We start from the raw sequence: 16871 nt of genomic DNA, 5'->3' as shown, positions 1-16871 counted from the left end.
ACATTAGCCGAAACCCCACCTGTAACGACAGGTTGTTCGCGAGGAGACCCCGATGACCCTGATCGCGCCCCGACTTTACGTCGACAGCGCCGACGTCGACCGCGTCTCCCGGCTGCTGAGTGCCGGCGTCGTGCACGGCGTCACCACGAACCCGACCATTCTCGAACGCGGCGGACGCACGGCTGCCGAGATCCCCGACCTCTACGCCCGATGGGAGGCGGAGGGAGCCAACGAGATCTTCTTCCAGACCTGGGGCGGCGACACCTCATCGTTCCTTCGCAACGCAGACAGCATCTGTGCGCTGGGCGACCGCGTGGTCGTGAAGGTGCCTGCCACCGCTGCGGGATTTGCGGCGGCATCCGCCCTGGTGCGCGGCGGTGCAACCGTGCTCGTTACCGCCGTGTATTCGGTGGCGCAGGCGCTGGCGTGCGCCTCGATCGGTGTGCGATACATTGCCCCGTACCTCGGGCGGATGCGTGACGCCGGGATCGACGGCGACGCCGTCATCGCGCGGATGCAAGAGGTGTGCGTCGGGAGCGGTTCGAACGTTCTCGCCGCGTCGCTGCGTTCTGCAGATGACATCACAGGCCTTCGTCTGGCTGGCGTCCCTTACTTCACCGCCGCGCCAGACGTGCTCGACCAGGTGCTGTTCAACGAAGTAAGCGACAGCTCTGCGGTGGAGTTCGACGCGGCTATGGTGCGTCTCGGCGCCTGACCCTCGGGCGCACCGCGTAGCCTAAGAGCACGCGATGGAGGGATGTTCACGAATGAGCTCGACACCACCGACGGGGCCTGAGCCGCAGACGGATGAATCGCAGACTGATGCGACGACTTCGCGCGCGCCGATGCGCACCGCTACGAAGGTCTGGCTCTCGGTGGGGATCACCGCTTTGGTCATTGCGCTTGTCGTGGGTGCCGTGCTCTTTCAGCCGTGGCGCATTTGGTCGACCACTGAGGTGAACGAGACTCTGCCGACTTCTTCGACAGTTGAGCCATCGGTCACCGCCGAAGCCACAGCAGCGCCAGACGAGGCGGCGACTCCCGAGCCAGAGCCGCAACCGGTCGACCTGGCCACGGGCGAATTCATTAGCCACGAACACGAAACAACGGGCTCGGTGCGCATCGTCGAACAGCCAGACGGAACCCGAGTGCTCGCCATCGAGAATCTCGCAACGAGCGATGGTCCGGATCTTAAGGTCTGGCTCAGCGACCAACCGGTGATCGAAGGATCTGACGGGTGGGGCGTCTTCGACGACGGCGCTTACCTCGATTTGGGCTCGCTTAAGGGGAACGTCGGAAATCAGCTCTACGAGATTCCCGCGGATGCTGATCTGTCGCAGTACTCCAGTGTGTCGATCTGGTGCGCGCGTTTCGCTGTCTCGTTTGGGGCTGCAGAATTGATTCCCGCGCCGTAGCTCTCACCCGGCGCGGCTAAGCGGAAGCAGCCTGCCGCAGCCAACGCTCGACGCCAGCGATGTGCGCAGTGGCGAGTGAAGTGGCCAGTGCAGAGTCGTGCTGCACGACCGCGTCTGCGATGGCGCGGTGCTCCGAAAGTGTGCGCTCCACGGCCCCACCTTCGGTGAGTCCTCGCCACACCCGAGCACGCACAGTCTGGCTGCTCAAGTGCTCGATCAGACTCGCGAGATAGGCATTGCCGGTCATGCGTGCAATCTCGCGGTGAAAGCGAATGTCGTGCTCCACGAGTTCTTCGACACTCACCGAGCCGTCAATGCTATTCACTTCTGCCACAAGGGCCGCGACTTCGTCGTCGGTAGCGAGGTTCGCGGCGAGGCCGGTGGCCTGCGACTCGAGCATCCGACGCACGACGAAGATCTCCAGCATCGAATCGTCGTCGTGCATGTCGACAACGAAAGAGATGGCCTCCAAGAGGAGATGGGGTTCCAGGCTGGTGACGTAGGTGCCATCGCCGCGTCGCACATCGAGCACTCGGATCACTTCGAGCGCCTTGACGGCTTCGCGCATGGAGTTGCGGGACAGTCCGAGCCGTTCGGCCAGCTCTTTCTCCGGGGGGAGGCGGTCGCCCGGGGCGAGCTCGCCCGCCACGATCATCGCCTTGATCTTTTCGATCGCCTCATCGGTCACTGCCATGGCGTCATCCTAGCCATTGATCGGATGTCTGAGGCAGGATAGGGCCATGCGTGTTCTCGATTCACATCTGCACCTGTGGGATCCGGAAGTCTTGACCTATACCTGGCTCGAGGGGCCACTGGCCTTTCTGTTCGCCGAAGGGGAGATCAGCCACGCTCGCGTTGCCTTGGCAACGACAGAGAAATCGGTGTTCGTGCAGGCAGAGACCGTCGCAGACGACTACCTCGATGAAGTGCGGTGGGTGGCAAACCTCGCCTCCCAGGCGGGGGTTGTCGGGATTGTTGGTGGCATTCGCCTCGACCGCGGCGCTGGCACGGTGGCAGATCTGGAGGCGCTCATAGAGGAGCCCCTCGTCGTCGGGGTCAGGCACAACTTGCAGGGTGAAACCGACGGACTTGCCGTGTCTGCGGCGTTTGTTACGGGTGCACGCGAGGTCGCTACACGCGGGCTGACTTTCGACGCCTGTGTGCGGGCGAACCAGCTCCCCGATATTGCCCGTCTTGCGGCGGCCGTGCCGGAGCTCAGGCTCGTGCTCGATCATCTGGGAAAACCGGCAGTGGGAACTGCCGCAGCTCCGCTCGCCCCCACCGTCGAGTGGGCGCGGGACCTCGCGGAACTCGCTCGGCATCCGAACGCATTCTGCAAGCTTTCTGGCCTGCCGGGTGAAGCCGGTGGTGACTGGAGCGCGAAGCAGCTGGAGCCCTTCCTTGACGTGGCGGCAGATGCGTTCGGCGTCGAACGACTGATGTGGGGGAGCGACTGGCCTGTCTCCGTCATCGGACCAGCAGAGCAGGGCGATCCCTACGCCCCTGAAGATGGCTCAGACACCTATCAACCGACCGCCCGTTCCCGATGGGCCGACGTTGTGGCGGAGTGGGCGCAGTCGCGCGGCCACGATCTCGACCAGATCTTCTGGCGCACAGCCGAGCAGTTCTATCGCACAGACCTGCGCGCGCAACGCCTGCCGGCACCAGCCCCGCGCTCTGGCGTCTGGGGATGGCTCCGCGGCAACCGCGGGTGATGCACTCCGGGTCGAACCTCGAAGCCTGCACCGACTCAAACATGCCTACGCAGTAGGGCGTGACCGCTGCGCCAGATCATACGGGTTTCGAGCACAAGAAGACGAGCTGGCGGTCGCGCGAGAGGCTTCGAGAACAGACAAAACGGCCTCGCCCTCGCGGCTAAGAGCGAAGCTGCGTCCTGCTGTCAGAGCGTCGCGTGTCCTCGTGTGGAGCACCCCGACGCTGGCTAAGCAAGATGGTGCTTATGAGTGTTCCGACACTACCGATCACAACTAAAGTCGTTGCGATCGTCGGTAGTGACTGCGCGTCCTCGCCCCGACCAGCGATGAGGGAACTCGCGATTGCGAGGGCGGCACCGAGAAGCGCGACCGCGGCGAAGAGCAGTGCGCCGATCGTCTGCAAGCGGGTGCTTCTGATTGATGTTGGTTCTGCTTTCAGAAAAATCTCGACCTCGCCTTTTGGGGTGATCGCGCCTGCCCGCGTCGCTTCGATGAATGGCCTACTTCGACCGTACCCAGATGGGTCATGCTTGTCTGTCGACCAAAAGGGGGACAATCGTTAGCTCGCGTGGCTGCGGTGCCTCAGAGTGCGATCATGCCTGAAGCTAATCGTGAGGTAGATCTTGGATCTTGGATCTTCGCACCGTCGTACATCGTGAAATCTTCCTCTTTGGAGAAGTCCGCCTCGACGAGGTTGATGTTCACGCTGATGAGGGTGTTGGTATTGCGTAGGCGGAGATTCAGTGGTGACCCGGTCAGAACTCCTCTTTCTTGGCTTGCTGGGTGGTGAGATGTGCGCCGATGCTGACTCCGAGGATGCCGAGACCGACCAGTCCCAGCAAGAATCCGAATTCGTTCAGGAAAGGCTCGGTTGTCCAGCGCGTCACGATGAACACGAGTATGCACAGAGAGCCAATGAACAGCCCCAATGTCTCTCCCCGGTAGCCCTCCAGGTTGCCGAGCCGCACGCTCTCCCTACAGAGACACTTCGTGCCTCCACGGCAAAACAACGAGAGGGAAGAAGGGAGAAACATGAACGACCACGCACACCCCACGACCACGGACACAGCGCTCGCACAATTCGGTGCAGCCGTCTACGCATGTCTCATCTTTTCCGAGTCTTGGGACAGCAAACTCACCGCGCTCATTGGGGACGTCGCCCACCGACACATGGGCGTGAACGGTCCCGGCCCGAGCGTCGAAGACGCAAACGATGCGCGAGAGATTGCGCAGCGCTTCGGGATCAATACCGACGATCTGGGCGATGACCGCCCCTCGCTCACATTTACCGGACGACTAGACCCCGAATGCATCCCCAGCATCGAAGCCGCCAGGGTAGCCCTGCACGACATCACTCGTGCCGAGGCGTACGACCGTGCGGAAGTCAGTGACCTCCTCGACACGATGCGCAACTACATCGAACGCGTCGAAGCCTGCGCAGGCATCCGCACCAAATGAAGATCGGAGGGGCGGGACACATCCGCCCGCCCCTCCCCATCGATGAGAGGCACAGTCTGGAGCAGTCGTGTCTGGGCACTGTCCGTCTCCTTGGTTGTCGTGGGTTGGTGCTGCGCGACGATAGCTACGTTGGTTGCACTGCGTATCGGGCTTTCGCGGCATATCCTCCCTCGGTCGCTGCGCTCCCTCAGTCCGGTATTCCACGACCCGATACTTCGTGCCCCCAACTGCGCTCTCTTTGCTATCGCACCACCCACCACAACCAAGGAGACTCAGAACATGCTCACCTTCATCCTCGCCACCGCGTTCATCACCGCTATCACCGTCAGTGTTGCGGTCGCCAACCGCATCGTGCGCCGCCACGCTGCAGAGACTCGTCAGCAGACGGGGATGGCCGAGTACTCGGTGAAGATGTTCTGAACGAACATCAGTAGGCGGGGCTCTCGAGCCTGGTTGATACCCCGGGAGCACCGCCAACCCCACGTGCACACGTAGTTGTCTTCAGTGCTAAATTGAGCGGCCCAACGACAACGAGGTAATGGTACGAGGGTCACCCGCCGCAGCTAAACCTATAGTCCGCGGATCTTAGCTGGACCTTCGCCGCTACGACATCTCTGGCTCCTGAAGCTTTGAAATATGAAACAACGCGGAACGTGTTAGACCTGGTCCCGTTGCATTTGTACAAAACGCTTTTCTGTACCATGTTCCAGCTTCCATAACTTTCAAACGCTTTTGTTTTTCGCACCCAAAGCCAACCGTTATGCATATACACGTAGGACCGAATGAAAGTTTTTGTGACAGCACCCCAGCAACGGCTGATAGCTGGCTTCGCTCCTATCCCGCCAGATGGCAAGGAACTAGCAGATGAACGCTTCCATACATTTCCCACTGAAAAATTGCAGTTTCCTACAACGCTACTAGCCCGTGTCATTGTTTCGTTGTCTAGCTTCAGGGTGGACGTGGTTGAGGTGGTGCCGATCGCTGCCATCTCTTCATCCGTCAGCGTCTCGGTGCCTGGCGGGAGCGGCGTTCCATCAGGGGAGATGAGGTACTCATCTGGCACATCTTCTGACCTCGTCGCGGTCAATGGTGGGAGATTAAGGCCATCGCTGTCAGCGCCGTCGGCGTACGCTGGGCCCCGACTCCCGTCGAAGTCAGGAGTACAACCGCGGCCAACAGAAAACTTGCCTGTAGTCTTTTCTGTTTCATTTTTAGTGATTTCATTCTTGTTGCATTGCACATGCTTAAGTGCCTGGATATGTAGCCCTACATAGCGGGACAGTGACACCAAAATCGCGGTATGGAAGATTTGCGGGAGTTAGCAGTACGGAGCGACCGCTCTGAGCTGCATAAGCCTCCTGGAACTCATAGGCGTCTTCTTCGACATCGAATGCTCCAATAAAACCAGGCTCATCTTCGAGAGATACAATCCACACCATTGTCATAGCGAGAAGCTACCATGCCTATCGCGATATCGAAAGGACTGGTTTGTGTGACGTCGAGGTGGAGATCGCTATTGCGTCCGGTGGTCAACTTTGGGCTCGCGCAAGGACCTAGCGTGTGCGGAAACATACGCCGCTGGAGCGAGCGCGGCCATGTCCGTTTGGGGATCGTTCCATGAGACGTGCGTAGCGTGCAGTCAAGCCCTGCCATACGTAGCCGCAAAGGTCTCACAGAGGGTGTTCACATTGCGCCTCGCGAGAGGTGCCCTTTTTGAGACGACCTCGTGCTGAAGCTTGCCCCGCTTTCGCCTGGCGCGGAGGAGGGGCCAGCTATCGTGCGCGAACAACCGAGTGTGTCGATCCGCTATGCACGAAGGCACGCAGATCAGCGCAGGTAGGCTCTGACCTCGACGACGAAGGTGGCCCGATGATTACCAGGAGATGGTTTTTCTCCGTCAGCGTGACCGTGGCGGCGATCGTTGGATGTGCCGGATGTGCGACGGTTCCCGACGCTCCGGCTACGGTCGGAGAGAACTACCCCGGCACCTGCATGCCGCCTGAGTCATCGTGGCCGACGGACTTCCTGGAATCGCTGCCGAGCGAGTCGGACGCTGTCGGCGGGAGCGTCGTCGGTTTGCGACTCGAGTACGTTGATTCGCGATGGGTCTGGCGACTTCGCGGCGCTGACACGAGATACGACGTGCTCGGCGAGCAGAAAAACGACTCGAGCTACGGTCGTGAGTCGATCGTTGACGTCCGCACCCTCGAGACGCTCGCCTCGCGCGAGGTGGAACTCACTGAGGCCGAGCAGCAGCGTTCCGAGAGTGGCATTCTCGATGCCGCTCAACGTTCAGGCGAAAAGTGGCCGAGTCCGCTAATCATCGAGATGGCACGCGTGATGGAAGGCAGCGAAGCCGAGTGGCGCATCACTACCTGCGACACGGAAACGAACGAGTATTCGGTTCAGGTTTTGCCCTGACGTCATCCTTGGCCCGGTGCACCGTACTGCCCACCGTCCGGCAACTCGGGGCATGACGCCGCGGATGTTTGTGCTGCGACCTCGGCGCGCACCGCGACGCCTGCTGTCGTCTTCTCGACGGTGTAGACAATCCCTTCCTGCGCCCCCTCGGTCGGAATGTACCCCACGGTCGCCGATTGGATGCTGGGATCGTTGGGGACCGCCCCCACTGAAGTCGAGATGAGATCTGCCGTCGGATTCTCTCGAATCCAGTTCGTTATGGCGCTCACGGTTGCGTCAGGAATCGACCAGAACCCCTCCACCTGCACGACGGGGCCACAGGGCCAGCCTGTATACGAACTGAACGTTGCGACACGCGCGTCGGCGGGAGTCGCGCCAGGCGGGAGCGCTGCGGCGTCCAACCATGCGCGCGCTTGCGCCTGCGCCTCCGGGTCTGCGCTTTCTGGCGTGGCGATCGCCGACGGCGAGTGCGATGACGACCGCTGTCGCTGTTCACGACTCAGCGCCCCTCGTCGCCAAGCTGAACTGGCCTCAGCCTCTGGACTGCTCCGGCCCGTTGAGTAGCCCGGCGATACGATTAATCATGCCCACACAGTTCGCGACCGTCGCCGAGTTTCTTGATGCGCAGACGCCTGAAAGGCGGGCAGAAGTCGAGTGGCTCCGGGCGCTCGTGGTCGAGGCTGAACCCGGCGTCGGCGAGATCATCAAATGGAACTCGCCCAGCTACACAATGAACGGCATTGATCGTCTAACGATCAATGCCGCCGGCAAAGGTCCGGTGCGGCTCATCCTGCACTTCGGCACCGACCGCGCAGAAAAAAACGCGGCCCCCACCTTCTCAGACGATCCTCAACGGCTGCTCACCTGGCACTCCGACATCCGAGCGAGCCTGCTCGTCCCGCAGTCGACCGCGCTCGCAAAAGATCGTGATGCGCTGATCGCGGTCATACGCGCCTGGCTCGTTGCGCCGTAGACGGATCTGACCGCAAATTTGAGAGTTCACGTGTTTGTATCGGGGACCGAAGTGTGGAAGGTGCTGAGGTAGGTGCACCAGGCCACGGCGAAGGCGATCAGTCCGGACCACAGCATCCACGGGGGTGCGATCCCGATGCAGGAGACGCCTGCAATCAAGGAGAGTCCAATCACTACAAGCAGTGAGGCTCGTAGCGCGGGAACAGAGAGTGAGATCTCGAAGGGTGTGCGCCACACCCGCCAGATCGCGGTCGCGGCTATGAAGGCAAACGGCACCGAGTACCACCACTTGCCAGTGCTGACGAAGGACGATCCTGACGCTGCAATGACGCCGAGGAGCAGCGACGCAGACAGCACGAGCTTCGCTCGCCGGTCGACGTGAGACATCGTCGTTGTCTTACTGCGGTGTCCTCGAGTGGACGATGACGCGCTCAAGCGCTCTGGCGTACCGCGCTTCGACGAGGTAAAAACCGGTCGCAGCGAGGGCAGCGACTGTCAGAACCGCACCGCTGAGCACGGCCGGGTCGCTCCGCAGTAACGCGGTCACTCCAAGCAGAATGACAACGAAAGCGATGCGAACGGCGAGGAGCGAGCGCTTCTTGTCAGCGAGCGGCGTCCTTGTGTGAGAGCGGTCCATGCGCCGTCCTTTCGTTCGCCCCAGCCGTTCAGGCCAATCCTTGGATTAATAGAGACGAAAGTTGCTTCTATCGATGAATCTGGCGGGATAGCCTTCCTTTGCGAAGTCTGTGGCTCCACCCCCTTTTTGGTCTCACTGCACGTCGTCCAAAAGACAATTTCGACCCAAACGAGGATGTAGTTGAGAACTTCAAAGAGCAAGACAATCGTTGGCGCCACGGTGACGCTGGTTGCGCTGGGAGCATCGCTTCTGGCACCCGCCGCGGCGAACGCTGCTGAGATCAGCATTGCCGACCCCGCTCTGCAAGCGTGCGTGAACGCTGCACTCAATCAGGACGCGACCGAGCCGATCACCGACACGCAAGCAGCAACACTGACGGCGTTGTCCTGCAACTCCGGGGACATCCTCCGTATCGAAGGCATCGACGCACTGACGAGCGTGACGCGGTTGGAGCTCGGCGGCAATCAAATCGAAGACTTCACGCCGCTCAGTTCGTTGACACAGCTCACCGAACTCAATGTTACCCGGACCGGGATTGTCGACCTGTCTCCGCTCCGCACACTGACGCAGCTGACCGCTCTTTACGCTGGCCTCAACGGCCTCGCCGATGTGGCGCCGCTCGCAGATCTGACGGCTCTTACCGTTCTGGACCTCACGCGCAACAGCATTGTTGATGTTGCGCCGTTGGCGAGCCTCGTAAACCTCACCAGCTTGCACCTGAGCGCCAACCGGATCAAAGATGTTTCGCCGCTCTCGGCGCTCGCCGAGCGTCTTGCGCTTGACCCAGACGGAGACCTTGACGCGTATTTGCAGAACGTCTCGATGCCAGCCACGACGGTTGGTGAGATGCAGGAGAGCCCGGCTATCGGCTTTCTGGGCAGCACCAATCGGGTAGAGGTGGTGAACAGTGATCCGGCCGTGAGCATTGCGAGCATCGCCGCTGGTGGGCTGTCATGGACCTTCTCAGCCCCAGGAACCAGCAACTTCGACTGGGAGCAGATTCTGCCGGGGCCGGGAAGTGTTGAGTTCGGCGGCTACTTCACGCAGACAGCGACAGTCGCCCTCGTCGCGACCACGCTGAACGACGACGTTGCTTCGGCGACGACCAACACCACCATCACCATCGACGTTCTCGCGAACGACGGTGCTGCCGCACAGCCCGCGCTCGACGCCTCGACGCTGACGCTTCTCGACAGTGCGGGCGAACCCACGACGACGGTTGCCGTCAGTGGTGGCACATTCACGGTGAATGCCGGTCGGATTCAGTTCGTCCCAGACAGCACCTTTGTGGGGAGCGTTCCTGCCGTTCAGTACCAGGTCAGCAACGTTGCCTCCTTCGTCAGCGTCGCCACACTCACGGTGACCGTGAATGCGGCCGTCGTGCCACCGACGACGACGTCCCCCGACGGTGCCGCCGCCGGCACAACGGGCAGCGTCGCCGCAAGCACCACCGGCAACGCAAACACGAACACCCCACGTCTCGCCGCAACAGGTGGCGACGACATGACCGGCTGGGGAGTGCTTGCTCTTGCGCTTCTGACCGCTGGAGCAGGACTGCTGCTGTTCCGCGCTCGTCGCGCCAGCTAGTCGAGGATGGCCCTACTCCGCACGCAAGCGGAGTTGGGCCATCCCTCCATCTACCTCGATGAACGTGCCCGTCGTCGACCCGGCTGCAGGGCTCACCAGATAGGCGACTGCGGCGGCAACCTCTGCGGGGCTCACCAGTCGGCCGTGCGGCTGGCGTGCTTCGAGCGCGGCGCGCTCGGCCGCCGGATCGGCTGCAGAACCAAGCAGGCGGCCCACCCACGGGGTGTCGGCTGTGCCAGGGTTGACCGCATTTACACGGATGCCTTCGCGCAGATGGTCGGCGGCCATGGCGCGAGTGAGGGCCGAGACCGCACCCTTTGATGCGCTGTAGAGCGCGCGTTGCGGAAGCCCAGTGCTCGAGGCAATCGATGCGGTGTTGCACACCGCTGCCGCGGGAGATTCACGCAACCACGGCAGTGCGGCGGAGGTGACGCGGGCGATGCCGGTGACGTTGACCGAGAGCACGCGTGCCCATTCGTCGTCGTCGTTTGCGCTGATGTCGCCCTGCGCGCCGATCCCGGCGTTGTTGACGACAATGTCGATGCGACCGAACTTCTCGGCGACTGCCGCTACGGCTGCATTGACGCTTTCGCGGTCCGAGACGTCGGCAGTGAACGCGGCGAACGCGGGGTCAGCTGCGGCAATGTCACGGTCGAGAACGGCGATCATTGCTCCGTCGGCGTGCAGTCGCTGCGCGATGGAGGCGCCGATACCGGACGCGCCGCCGGTGACAATCGCCACCAGCCCGTCCAGCTCGCCCCCGTTGGGTCCCTGAGCCTGTCGAAGGGTCACTTTCCTGCCTCCCACGCCACGAACTCCTGTCGCTGACGACCGAGCCCATCGATCTCGATCTCGACCACGTCGCCGGCGGCGAGGTAGGGGTACTTGCCTGAAAGCGCGACACCCTGCGGCGTACCGGTGAGGATCAAGTCACCCGGCTCCAGCGTCACGTACTGCGAAAGGTGATGCACGATGTGCTCCACGGTGAAGATCATGTCGCTCGTGTTCGAATCTTGGCGAGGCTCACCATTGACGAAGCTGCGAAGGCCGAGCGCCTGATGATCCACCTCATCGGGGGTGACCAGCCACGGCCCCGTCGGGTTGAACCCCGGGGCGATCTTGCCCTTGGACCACTGTCCACCAGAAACTTCAATCTGGAACGAGCGCTCTGAAACGTCGTTCGCGGTAACGAAGCCGGCGACGTGTGCGAGCGATTCTTCTGGAGAGTCGAGGTAGGCGGCGCGGGCACCGATCACGATTCCGAGCTCGACCTCCCAGTCGGTTTTCTCGCTGCCGCGGGGGATCGTCACGTTGTCGTTGGGGCCGACGACGGTGTTCGGCGTCTTGAGGAAGAGGATCGGGATGGTGGGAGGGGCCGATCCGGATTCCGCCGCGTGGGCTGCGTAGTTCATGCCGATGCAGATGACAGCGCTGGGGCGAGCGATCGGTGCGCCGATGCGCATAGCCGCGGCATCTGCGAGCTCTGGCAGCTCATCCGCATCGCGGGCGGCGGTGACGCGGGCGATGAAGTCGCTTTCGAGAAAATCACCGTTCACATCGGATGTTACAGAGCGAAGGTCGAGATAGCGGTCGCCCTCCACAAGGGCGGGGATTTCGTTTCCTGGGGTGCCGAGCCGCGCGAACTTCATGTCTCTCCTGATCCATCGGGTGGCCGCGTCAGCGCGGCCGGTCTCGTTGACAGTATAGACATCCGATGTTTACACTCCAAGAGATCCGCACGGAGAAATCACCCGTGCATGGAGAGGAACCACTGTGAGCCGCATCGTCGCACTCGACACCACCGATATCCGCTTTCCCACGTCGCTGAGCCTCGACGGGTCTGACGCGATGAACCCCGACCCTGATTACTCCGCCGCATACGTCATTGTGCGCACAGACGCCGACGACAACATCGAAGGTCACGCATTCGTCTTCACGATTGGGCGGGGCAACGACGTGCAGGTCGCGGCGATCGAGGCGCTCGCAGGGCACCTCGTCGGTCGCGAGATTGAGCCGTTGCTTGACGATATGGGTGGCACGTTCCGCGAGATCATTGGTGACTCCCAGTTGCGCTGGCTCGGCCCGGAAAAGGGCGTCATGCACATGGCGATCGGAGCGGTCATCAACGCGCTGTGGGACATCAAGGCCAAGCGCGCCGGCCTCCCGTTGTGGCAGCTGCTCGCCAGGATGACGCCAGAAGAGCTTGTCGATCTCGTCGACTTCCGCTACCTCACCAACGCACTGACGCGAGACGATGCGCTCGAGATTCTGCGCGCTGCCGAACCGGGCCGCGCCGAACGAGAGCAGCAACTGCTCGCCACCGGCTACCCCGGCTACACGACCAGCCCAGGCTGGCTCGGCTACTCAGACGAGAAGCTCGAGCGCCTTGCCCGCGAAGCGATGGCCGACGGCTTCACCCAGATCAAGCTCAAGGTCGGCGCCGACCTCGACGACGACATCCGCCGCTTCCGCAAAGCACGGGAAGTGTGCGGACCAGACTTCCCCATCGCGATCGATGCCAACCAGCGCTGGGAAGTCTCGGAAGCCATCGAATGGGTGAATGCGCTCGCCGAGTTCCACCCCGCGTGGATCGAAGAACCGACAAGTCCTGACGACGTTCTCGGCCACGCGGAGATCGCCCGCGGAGTGGCGCCGATTCGCGTCGCGACCGGGGAACACGCCCAGAACCGGATGATCTTCAAGCAGCTACTGCAGGCTGAGGCCATCTCCGTCATGCAGATCGACGCGGTGCGGGTGGCTGGCGTGAACGAGAACATCGCCAACCTGCTGCTCGCCGCCAAGTTTGGAGTGCCGGTGTGCCCGCACGCCGGCGGTGTGGGACTGTGTGAAGCGGTGCAGCACCTGTCGATGTTCGACTTCGTGGCGGTGACCGGAACGCGGGAAGGACGCATGATCGAGTTCGTTGATCACCTGCATGAGCACTTCGTCATCCCGACCGACATTCAGGGCGGCTCCTACATGGCGCCGACCGCAGCGGGCAATGGCATGGAAATGAAGGCCGACAGCATTGCGACCTACACCTGGACGGGCGCGCATGTCAGCGCCTGATCGCCTGGCAGTGCCCACGCTCGGCTATGGTGCCGCGAACGTCGGCAACCTGTTTCGTCCACTGACCGACGACGAGGCATGGGCGGTGCTGGATGCGGCGTGGGAGAGCGGCATCCGCTTCTACGACACCGCACCTCACTACGGACTTGGTCTGTCTGAGCGCCGACTCGGGGCCTTTTTGCAGACAAAACCGCGCGACGAATACGTGCTGTCTACCAAGGCGGGGCGGCTTCTGCGTCCCAACCCCGATCACACTGGCGGGCTCGATACCGCGAACGATTTTCACGTCCCGGATGACCTCCAGCGTGTGTGGGACTTCTCGGCAGAAGGGATCCGTTCCAGCGTCGAAGAGTCTCGTGAGCGGCTGGGCATCGAGCGCATCGATCTGCTCTATTTGCATGATCCAGAACGGCACGACCTCGACCTGGCGCTCGCCGAAGCCCTCCCCGCGATGGAACAGCTGCGCGCGGAAGGTGAGGTGACAGCAGTCGGCATCGGCTCGATGGTGTCGGAGGCGCTCGCCGCGGCTGTGCGTTCAGCCGATCTCGACCTTGTTATGGTCGCCGGTCGCTACACGTTGCTGGAGCAGCCGGCAGCAGCCGATGTTCTTCCCGCCTGCAAAGAGACGAACACCGGCATCGTGGCGGCGTCGATCTTCAACTCCGGCCTCCTCGCCTCGAACGAACCGCGGCGAGACGGACGCTACGAATACGGCCAGCTTCCGGACGAGCTGTGGGATCGGCTCGTGCGCATCGCCGAGATCTGTGCAGATCACGACGTGCCCCTTCCGGCAGCCGCGATCCAGTTCCCGCTGCAGGCTCCCGAGGTGCGCTCAGTTGTGGTGGGTGGGAGTCGTCCGGCTCAACTCATCCAGAACGCCGAGTATGCCGCGTTGGAGATCCCGGCTGCGCTCTGGCAGAACCTGGCTGCCGAAAGCCTCATCGCTGTCTGATTTATCGACATTCGCCATTGAAGGGAGCAGTCATGCTCGAAGGAATCCATCCGCTGCTGACCGGTGAGTTGCTGCTGCATCTTGACCGGATGGGGCACTCAGACGCCATCGTGGTGGCAGACGCGCACTACCCCGCCTGGGCTTTTGGGACGCGAGTTGTTGACCTTCCCGGCATCTCAACTCCCGAGATTGTGGAGGCAATCCGCACTGTTCTGCCCCTCGACGATGCGCCGGGTATCGACCTGATGACTTCGGCCGACGGTGAGGTGCTCGAAGTGCAGCAAGAGCTGATGAGAGCCGCTGGCACCGCGCTGGAAACGACTCGCTTTGTCGACCGGTTCGACTACTACGACCTTTCCAAGGGCGCCTACGTCATGGTGCGCACTGGCGAGACCCGAAAGTACGGCAACGCAACGCTGCGCAAGGGCGTCGTCGGACACGCGTCTAGCTAGCGCCCCGTTCACAACTCAGGAAAACCGGGGCCGAAGGCCGACACCGGGCTGGATTCAGCCCGGTGTCGGCCGGATTCCTGAATTGTGAACGGGGGGAGTGTCGTGCACCGCGCGTTCAGCGCCCGATTGTCGACTCCCGCACGATGAGTTCAGCGGGGAACGGGGTGGTTGCCGGAGGCGGAGACGACGGATCCGCGAGTTGCTGAAGGAGGGCGGTGCCAGCGGCGCGCCCGATTTCGTACCCTGGCTGCCGCACGCTGGTGAGCGGAACGACCCCCTGGTGTGCCTGCGCGACGTCGTCGAACCCGATCAGAGCGACATCTTCTGGCACCCGAATGCCGTGGCGCAGCAACTGGGTGAGCACACCGAGCGCGACCAGATCGTTGGCGGCAAACACCGCATCAGGGCGCTCGTCTACAGGCATCGCAATGATTCGCTCTCCTGCGCGCAGCCCGTCTTCGGTGGCGAGATGGGCCACATCGATGACGGAGATCGTGGCGTCGGTCCCCGACGCGGCCTCGTGGAGCCCGGCCAAGCGGTCGTTGGATTGGCTCACCGCTTCGCTTCCGAGAAAGAGGATTCGGCGCCGACCGAGGCTGAGTAGGTGTTCTCCGGCGAGGCGGCCGCCTCCGCGGTCATCGAAAAGCACCGATGCGACCTGCCGAGAGGCTTCGATCGGTCCGACGACCACGGAGCGAATTCCGCGATCTGCCAGCTCTTCTAACCGCGGCAAAACGTCGCCGAGGGGGTAGATAACGATGCCCTGCACTCGGTGGGCTTCGAACATGTCGATGTTGCGCCGCTCCAGTGTTTCGTCACGGTTGCTGTTGCTGAAGAAGAGAGACCAGCCACCCTCGCGCGCCACATCTTCGACCCCACGGGAGAGCTCGTGAAAGTAGGGCAACCAAGCGTCCAGCAGGATGAGCGCGAGGGTTTTGCTCGACCCGGCACGCAGCTGTCGCGCGGATTCGTTCGGCACGAACCCGAGTTCTTCGATTGCCGCTCTGACTCGCTCCCGGCTTGCAGCGCCCAGCACATGGGGATGATTCAAGTAGTTGGAGACAGTGGAGGAAGAGACCCCAGCCAGAGCAGCAACGTCTTTTACGCTCGCGGGCATGCGGCTCCTTCAGCGGTGAGGGGCAAGTGGTTGCTTCAGCATACGCAACGAATTGCAACGTGCCAAGAAAGTCTTGACAGGCAGTTCTTCGCCCGCGTAGCGTGGCTCGAACCCGCGGTTGCAACGTGCCAACCGCGTGACGGCGATGGTGCCGCACACCCGCTGTGAGAGGTCTCATGAACATCGGTTGCCACGGACTCGTGTGGACGGGAAGCTTCGATGCCGACGGCATTCGGCTCGCTGTTCGAAAGACAAAAGAGGCCGGATTCGATCTCATCGAGTTTCCGCTGATGGACCCGTTTTCCTTCGATGTTGAGGCCGCGCAGGCTGCGCTGAAAGAACACGATCTTGCGGTGAGTGCCTCACTCGGGCTTTCGGAGGCCACGGATGTCACCAGTGCCGACCCTCAGGTGGTCGCCGCCGGAGAAGCACTCTTGATCAAGGCTGTTGATGTGCTCGCCGAGCTCGGGGGTAAGCACTTCTGTGGCGTGATCTACAGCGCCATGAAGAAGTACATGGAGCCGGTGTCGGACGAGGGGATGGCGAGCAGTCGTCGTGCAATTGCGCGGGTTGCGGACCACGCGGCCAAACGGGGCGTTTCTGTTTCGCTCGAAGTCGTCAACCGGTACGAGACCAATGTGTTGAACACCGCCAGGCAAGCGCTCGACTACGTCGAAGAGGTCAACCGCCCCAACCTCGGCATCCACCTCGATACGTACCACATGAACATCGAGGAATCGGATATGTTCGCGCCGGTTCTCGATGCAGCCCCCGCCCTGCGCTACGTGCATATCGGGGAGAGTCACCGCGGCTACCTCGGCACAGGAACCGTCGATTTCGACAACTTCTTCAAGGCTCTGGGGCGCGTTGGTTACAACGGTCCGATTGTCTTCGAGTCGTTCTCGTCGGCCGTCGTCGCCCCGGACTTGAGCCGGATGCTGGGCATCTGGCGCAATCTGTGGAGTGACAACGTGGAGCTGGGGTCCCACGCCAACGCGTACATCCGGGACAAGCTCGTGGCCGTGGATTCGATCCGTTTTCACTGAGCCACGTAACGAAAAATAAAGATGTCATTA

Annotated in this window: 20 protein-coding genes; 12 read left to right on the top strand and 8 right to left on the bottom strand. The window is 62.2% G+C overall.

The genetic code is table 11. From position 1 onward, the window contains the following. Positions 1-52 precede the first annotated feature (52 nt). Entirely contained in the window at positions 53-715 is a 663-nt protein-coding gene (locus tag AB0O87_RS01450) for a transaldolase family protein (RefSeq protein ID WP_363511031.1), read from the top strand. A gap of 52 nt (positions 716-767) precedes the next feature. Next, on the top strand, positions 768-1415 hold the full coding sequence (locus tag AB0O87_RS01445; RefSeq protein WP_363511030.1) for a DM13 domain-containing protein: 648 nt from the start codon (positions 768-770) through the stop codon (positions 1413-1415). A gap of 16 nt (positions 1416-1431) precedes the next feature. On the opposite strand, the gene AB0O87_RS01440 is transcribed toward AB0O87_RS01445, so the two are convergent. After that, on the bottom strand, positions 1432-2109 hold the full coding sequence (locus tag AB0O87_RS01440) for a FadR/GntR family transcriptional regulator (protein WP_363511028.1): 678 nt from the start codon (positions 2107-2109) through the stop codon (positions 1432-1434). A gap of 46 nt (positions 2110-2155) precedes the next feature. On the opposite strand from AB0O87_RS01440, the gene AB0O87_RS01435 reads away from it, so the two are divergent. Then, positions 2156-3130 (top strand): amidohydrolase family protein, encoded by a 975-nt coding sequence (locus AB0O87_RS01435; RefSeq protein ID WP_363511026.1) that lies wholly within the window; start codon positions 2156-2158, stop codon positions 3128-3130. A gap of 755 nt (positions 3131-3885) precedes the next feature. Here the strand turns inward: AB0O87_RS01435 and AB0O87_RS01430 are convergent. Beyond that, positions 3886-4098 carry a hypothetical protein gene (locus tag AB0O87_RS01430; protein WP_363511024.1) on the bottom strand — a complete coding sequence of 71 codons (213 nt, stop codon included), beginning with the start codon at positions 4096-4098 and terminating at the stop codon, positions 3886-3888. Between the two features lie 64 nt (positions 4099-4162). On the opposite strand from AB0O87_RS01430, the gene AB0O87_RS01425 reads away from it, so the two are divergent. From AB0O87_RS01425 to AB0O87_RS01415, 3 genes are all read left to right on the top strand, one after another. Beyond that, positions 4163-4588, top strand: coding sequence for a hypothetical protein (locus AB0O87_RS01425; RefSeq protein WP_363511022.1), 426 nt, complete (start codon positions 4163-4165; stop codon positions 4586-4588). A gap of 279 nt (positions 4589-4867) precedes the next feature. Beyond that, the gene (locus tag AB0O87_RS01420) at positions 4868-5008 is read left to right on the top strand and encodes a hypothetical protein (protein ID WP_363511021.1); all 141 of its coding nucleotides are present in this window, start codon (positions 4868-4870) and stop codon (positions 5006-5008) included. 1449 nt (positions 5009-6457) lie between these two features. Beyond that, a complete protein-coding gene (locus tag AB0O87_RS01415; protein WP_363511019.1) occupies positions 6458-7009 on the top strand; it encodes a hypothetical protein in 552 nt (183 codons plus the stop codon). A gap of 2 nt (positions 7010-7011) precedes the next feature. Here the strand turns inward: AB0O87_RS01415 and AB0O87_RS01410 are convergent, their stop codons facing one another. Next, positions 7012-7410, bottom strand: coding sequence for a hypothetical protein (locus AB0O87_RS01410; protein ID WP_363511017.1), 399 nt, complete (start codon positions 7408-7410; stop codon positions 7012-7014). 182 nt (positions 7411-7592) lie between these two features. Between AB0O87_RS01410 and AB0O87_RS01405 the strand changes: the two genes are divergently transcribed. Further along, a complete protein-coding gene (locus AB0O87_RS01405) occupies positions 7593-7982 on the top strand; it encodes a DUF1801 domain-containing protein (protein ID WP_363511015.1) in 390 nt (129 codons plus the stop codon). Positions 7983-8008: 26 nt separating this feature from the next. Here the strand turns inward: AB0O87_RS01405 and AB0O87_RS01400 are convergent, their stop codons facing one another. Next, on the bottom strand, positions 8009-8368 hold the full coding sequence (locus tag AB0O87_RS01400) for a hypothetical protein (RefSeq protein WP_363511013.1): 360 nt from the start codon (positions 8366-8368) through the stop codon (positions 8009-8011). Between the two features lie 10 nt (positions 8369-8378). Beyond that, on the bottom strand, positions 8379-8618 hold the full coding sequence (locus AB0O87_RS01395) for a hypothetical protein (protein WP_363511011.1): 240 nt from the start codon (positions 8616-8618) through the stop codon (positions 8379-8381). 180 nt (positions 8619-8798) lie between these two features. Here AB0O87_RS01395 and AB0O87_RS01390 point away from each other — a divergent pair, with 180 nt between their 5' ends. After that, the gene (locus tag AB0O87_RS01390) at positions 8799-10205 is read left to right on the top strand and encodes a leucine-rich repeat domain-containing protein (RefSeq protein WP_363511009.1); all 1407 of its coding nucleotides are present in this window, start codon (positions 8799-8801) and stop codon (positions 10203-10205) included. Between the two features lie 12 nt (positions 10206-10217). Here AB0O87_RS01390 and AB0O87_RS01385 read toward each other — a convergent pair whose 3' ends face one another. Both AB0O87_RS01385 and AB0O87_RS01380 read right to left on the bottom strand, forming a co-directional pair. Further along, positions 10218-10997, bottom strand: a complete 780-nt coding sequence (locus AB0O87_RS01385; protein WP_363511007.1) for an SDR family oxidoreductase — start codon at positions 10995-10997, stop codon at positions 10218-10220. Further along, positions 10994-11854: a fumarylacetoacetate hydrolase family protein gene (locus AB0O87_RS01380; RefSeq protein WP_363511005.1), complete on the bottom strand. Its 861-nt coding sequence runs from the start codon at positions 11852-11854 to the stop codon at positions 10994-10996. The genes AB0O87_RS01385 and AB0O87_RS01380 overlap by 4 nt, the downstream gene beginning before the upstream one ends. Positions 11855-11978: 124 nt before the next feature. On the opposite strand from AB0O87_RS01380, the gene AB0O87_RS01375 reads away from it, so the two are divergent. The 3 genes from AB0O87_RS01375 to AB0O87_RS01365 are packed head-to-tail and all read left to right on the top strand — an operon-like array spanning position 11979 to position 14678. Next, entirely contained in the window at positions 11979-13274 is a 1296-nt protein-coding gene (locus AB0O87_RS01375; protein WP_363511004.1) for an L-fuconate dehydratase, read from the top strand. Next, positions 13261-14226 carry an aldo/keto reductase gene (locus AB0O87_RS01370; protein WP_363511002.1) on the top strand — a complete coding sequence of 322 codons (966 nt, stop codon included), beginning with the start codon at positions 13261-13263 and terminating at the stop codon, positions 14224-14226. The genes AB0O87_RS01375 and AB0O87_RS01370 overlap by 14 nt, the downstream gene beginning before the upstream one ends. A gap of 32 nt (positions 14227-14258) precedes the next feature. Continuing rightward, the gene (locus AB0O87_RS01365) at positions 14259-14678 is read left to right on the top strand and encodes an RbsD/FucU domain-containing protein (protein WP_363511000.1); all 420 of its coding nucleotides are present in this window, start codon (positions 14259-14261) and stop codon (positions 14676-14678) included. Between the two features lie 115 nt (positions 14679-14793). Here AB0O87_RS01365 and AB0O87_RS01360 read toward each other — a convergent pair whose 3' ends face one another. Next, complete coding sequence (locus tag AB0O87_RS01360; RefSeq protein ID WP_363510998.1) at positions 14794-15795, bottom strand: LacI family DNA-binding transcriptional regulator; 1002 nt, start codon at positions 15793-15795, stop codon at positions 14794-14796. A 176-nt stretch (positions 15796-15971) separates the two neighbouring features. Here AB0O87_RS01360 and AB0O87_RS01355 point away from each other — a divergent pair, with 176 nt between their 5' ends. After that, on the top strand, positions 15972-16841 hold the full coding sequence (locus tag AB0O87_RS01355; protein WP_363510996.1) for a sugar phosphate isomerase/epimerase family protein: 870 nt from the start codon (positions 15972-15974) through the stop codon (positions 16839-16841). Positions 16842-16871 lie beyond the last annotated feature (30 nt).

Origin of the sequence: Microbacterium sp. NPDC076768 (assembly GCF_040687205.1) — a bacterium.
GTDB lineage: Bacteria > Actinomycetota > Actinomycetes > Actinomycetales > Microbacteriaceae > Microbacterium.
Note: the sequence above shows the minus strand (reverse complement) of the source record. Positions and strands in the feature narration are given on the sequence as shown.

Coding starts and splice junctions, on each gene's coding strand:
- AB0O87_RS01360 (WP_363510998.1), bottom strand. CDS start 15,795: ATGCCCGCGAGCGTAAAAGACGTTGCTGCTCTGGCTGGGGTCTCTTCC.
- AB0O87_RS01450 (WP_363511031.1), top strand. CDS start 53: ATGACCCTGATCGCGCCCCGACTTTACGTCGACAGCGCCGACGTCGAC.
- AB0O87_RS01440 (WP_363511028.1), bottom strand. CDS start 2,109: ATGGCAGTGACCGATGAGGCGATCGAAAAGATCAAGGCGATGATCGTG.
- AB0O87_RS01400 (WP_363511013.1), bottom strand. CDS start 8,368: ATGTCTCACGTCGACCGGCGAGCGAAGCTCGTGCTGTCTGCGTCGCTG.
- AB0O87_RS01365 (WP_363511000.1), top strand. CDS start 14,259: ATGCTCGAAGGAATCCATCCGCTGCTGACCGGTGAGTTGCTGCTGCAT.
- AB0O87_RS01405 (WP_363511015.1), top strand. CDS start 7,593: ATGCCCACACAGTTCGCGACCGTCGCCGAGTTTCTTGATGCGCAGACG.
- AB0O87_RS01425 (WP_363511022.1), top strand. CDS start 4,163: ATGAACGACCACGCACACCCCACGACCACGGACACAGCGCTCGCACAA.
- AB0O87_RS01435 (WP_363511026.1), top strand. CDS start 2,156: ATGCGTGTTCTCGATTCACATCTGCACCTGTGGGATCCGGAAGTCTTG.
- AB0O87_RS01415 (WP_363511019.1), top strand. CDS start 6,458: ATGATTACCAGGAGATGGTTTTTCTCCGTCAGCGTGACCGTGGCGGCG.
- AB0O87_RS01395 (WP_363511011.1), bottom strand. CDS start 8,618: ATGGACCGCTCTCACACAAGGACGCCGCTCGCTGACAAGAAGCGCTCG.
- AB0O87_RS01380 (WP_363511005.1), bottom strand. CDS start 11,854: ATGAAGTTCGCGCGGCTCGGCACCCCAGGAAACGAAATCCCCGCCCTT.
- AB0O87_RS01370 (WP_363511002.1), top strand. CDS start 13,261: ATGTCAGCGCCTGATCGCCTGGCAGTGCCCACGCTCGGCTATGGTGCC.
- AB0O87_RS01420 (WP_363511021.1), top strand. CDS start 4,868: ATGCTCACCTTCATCCTCGCCACCGCGTTCATCACCGCTATCACCGTC.
- AB0O87_RS01445 (WP_363511030.1), top strand. CDS start 768: ATGAGCTCGACACCACCGACGGGGCCTGAGCCGCAGACGGATGAATCG.
- AB0O87_RS01355 (WP_363510996.1), top strand. CDS start 15,972: ATGAACATCGGTTGCCACGGACTCGTGTGGACGGGAAGCTTCGATGCC.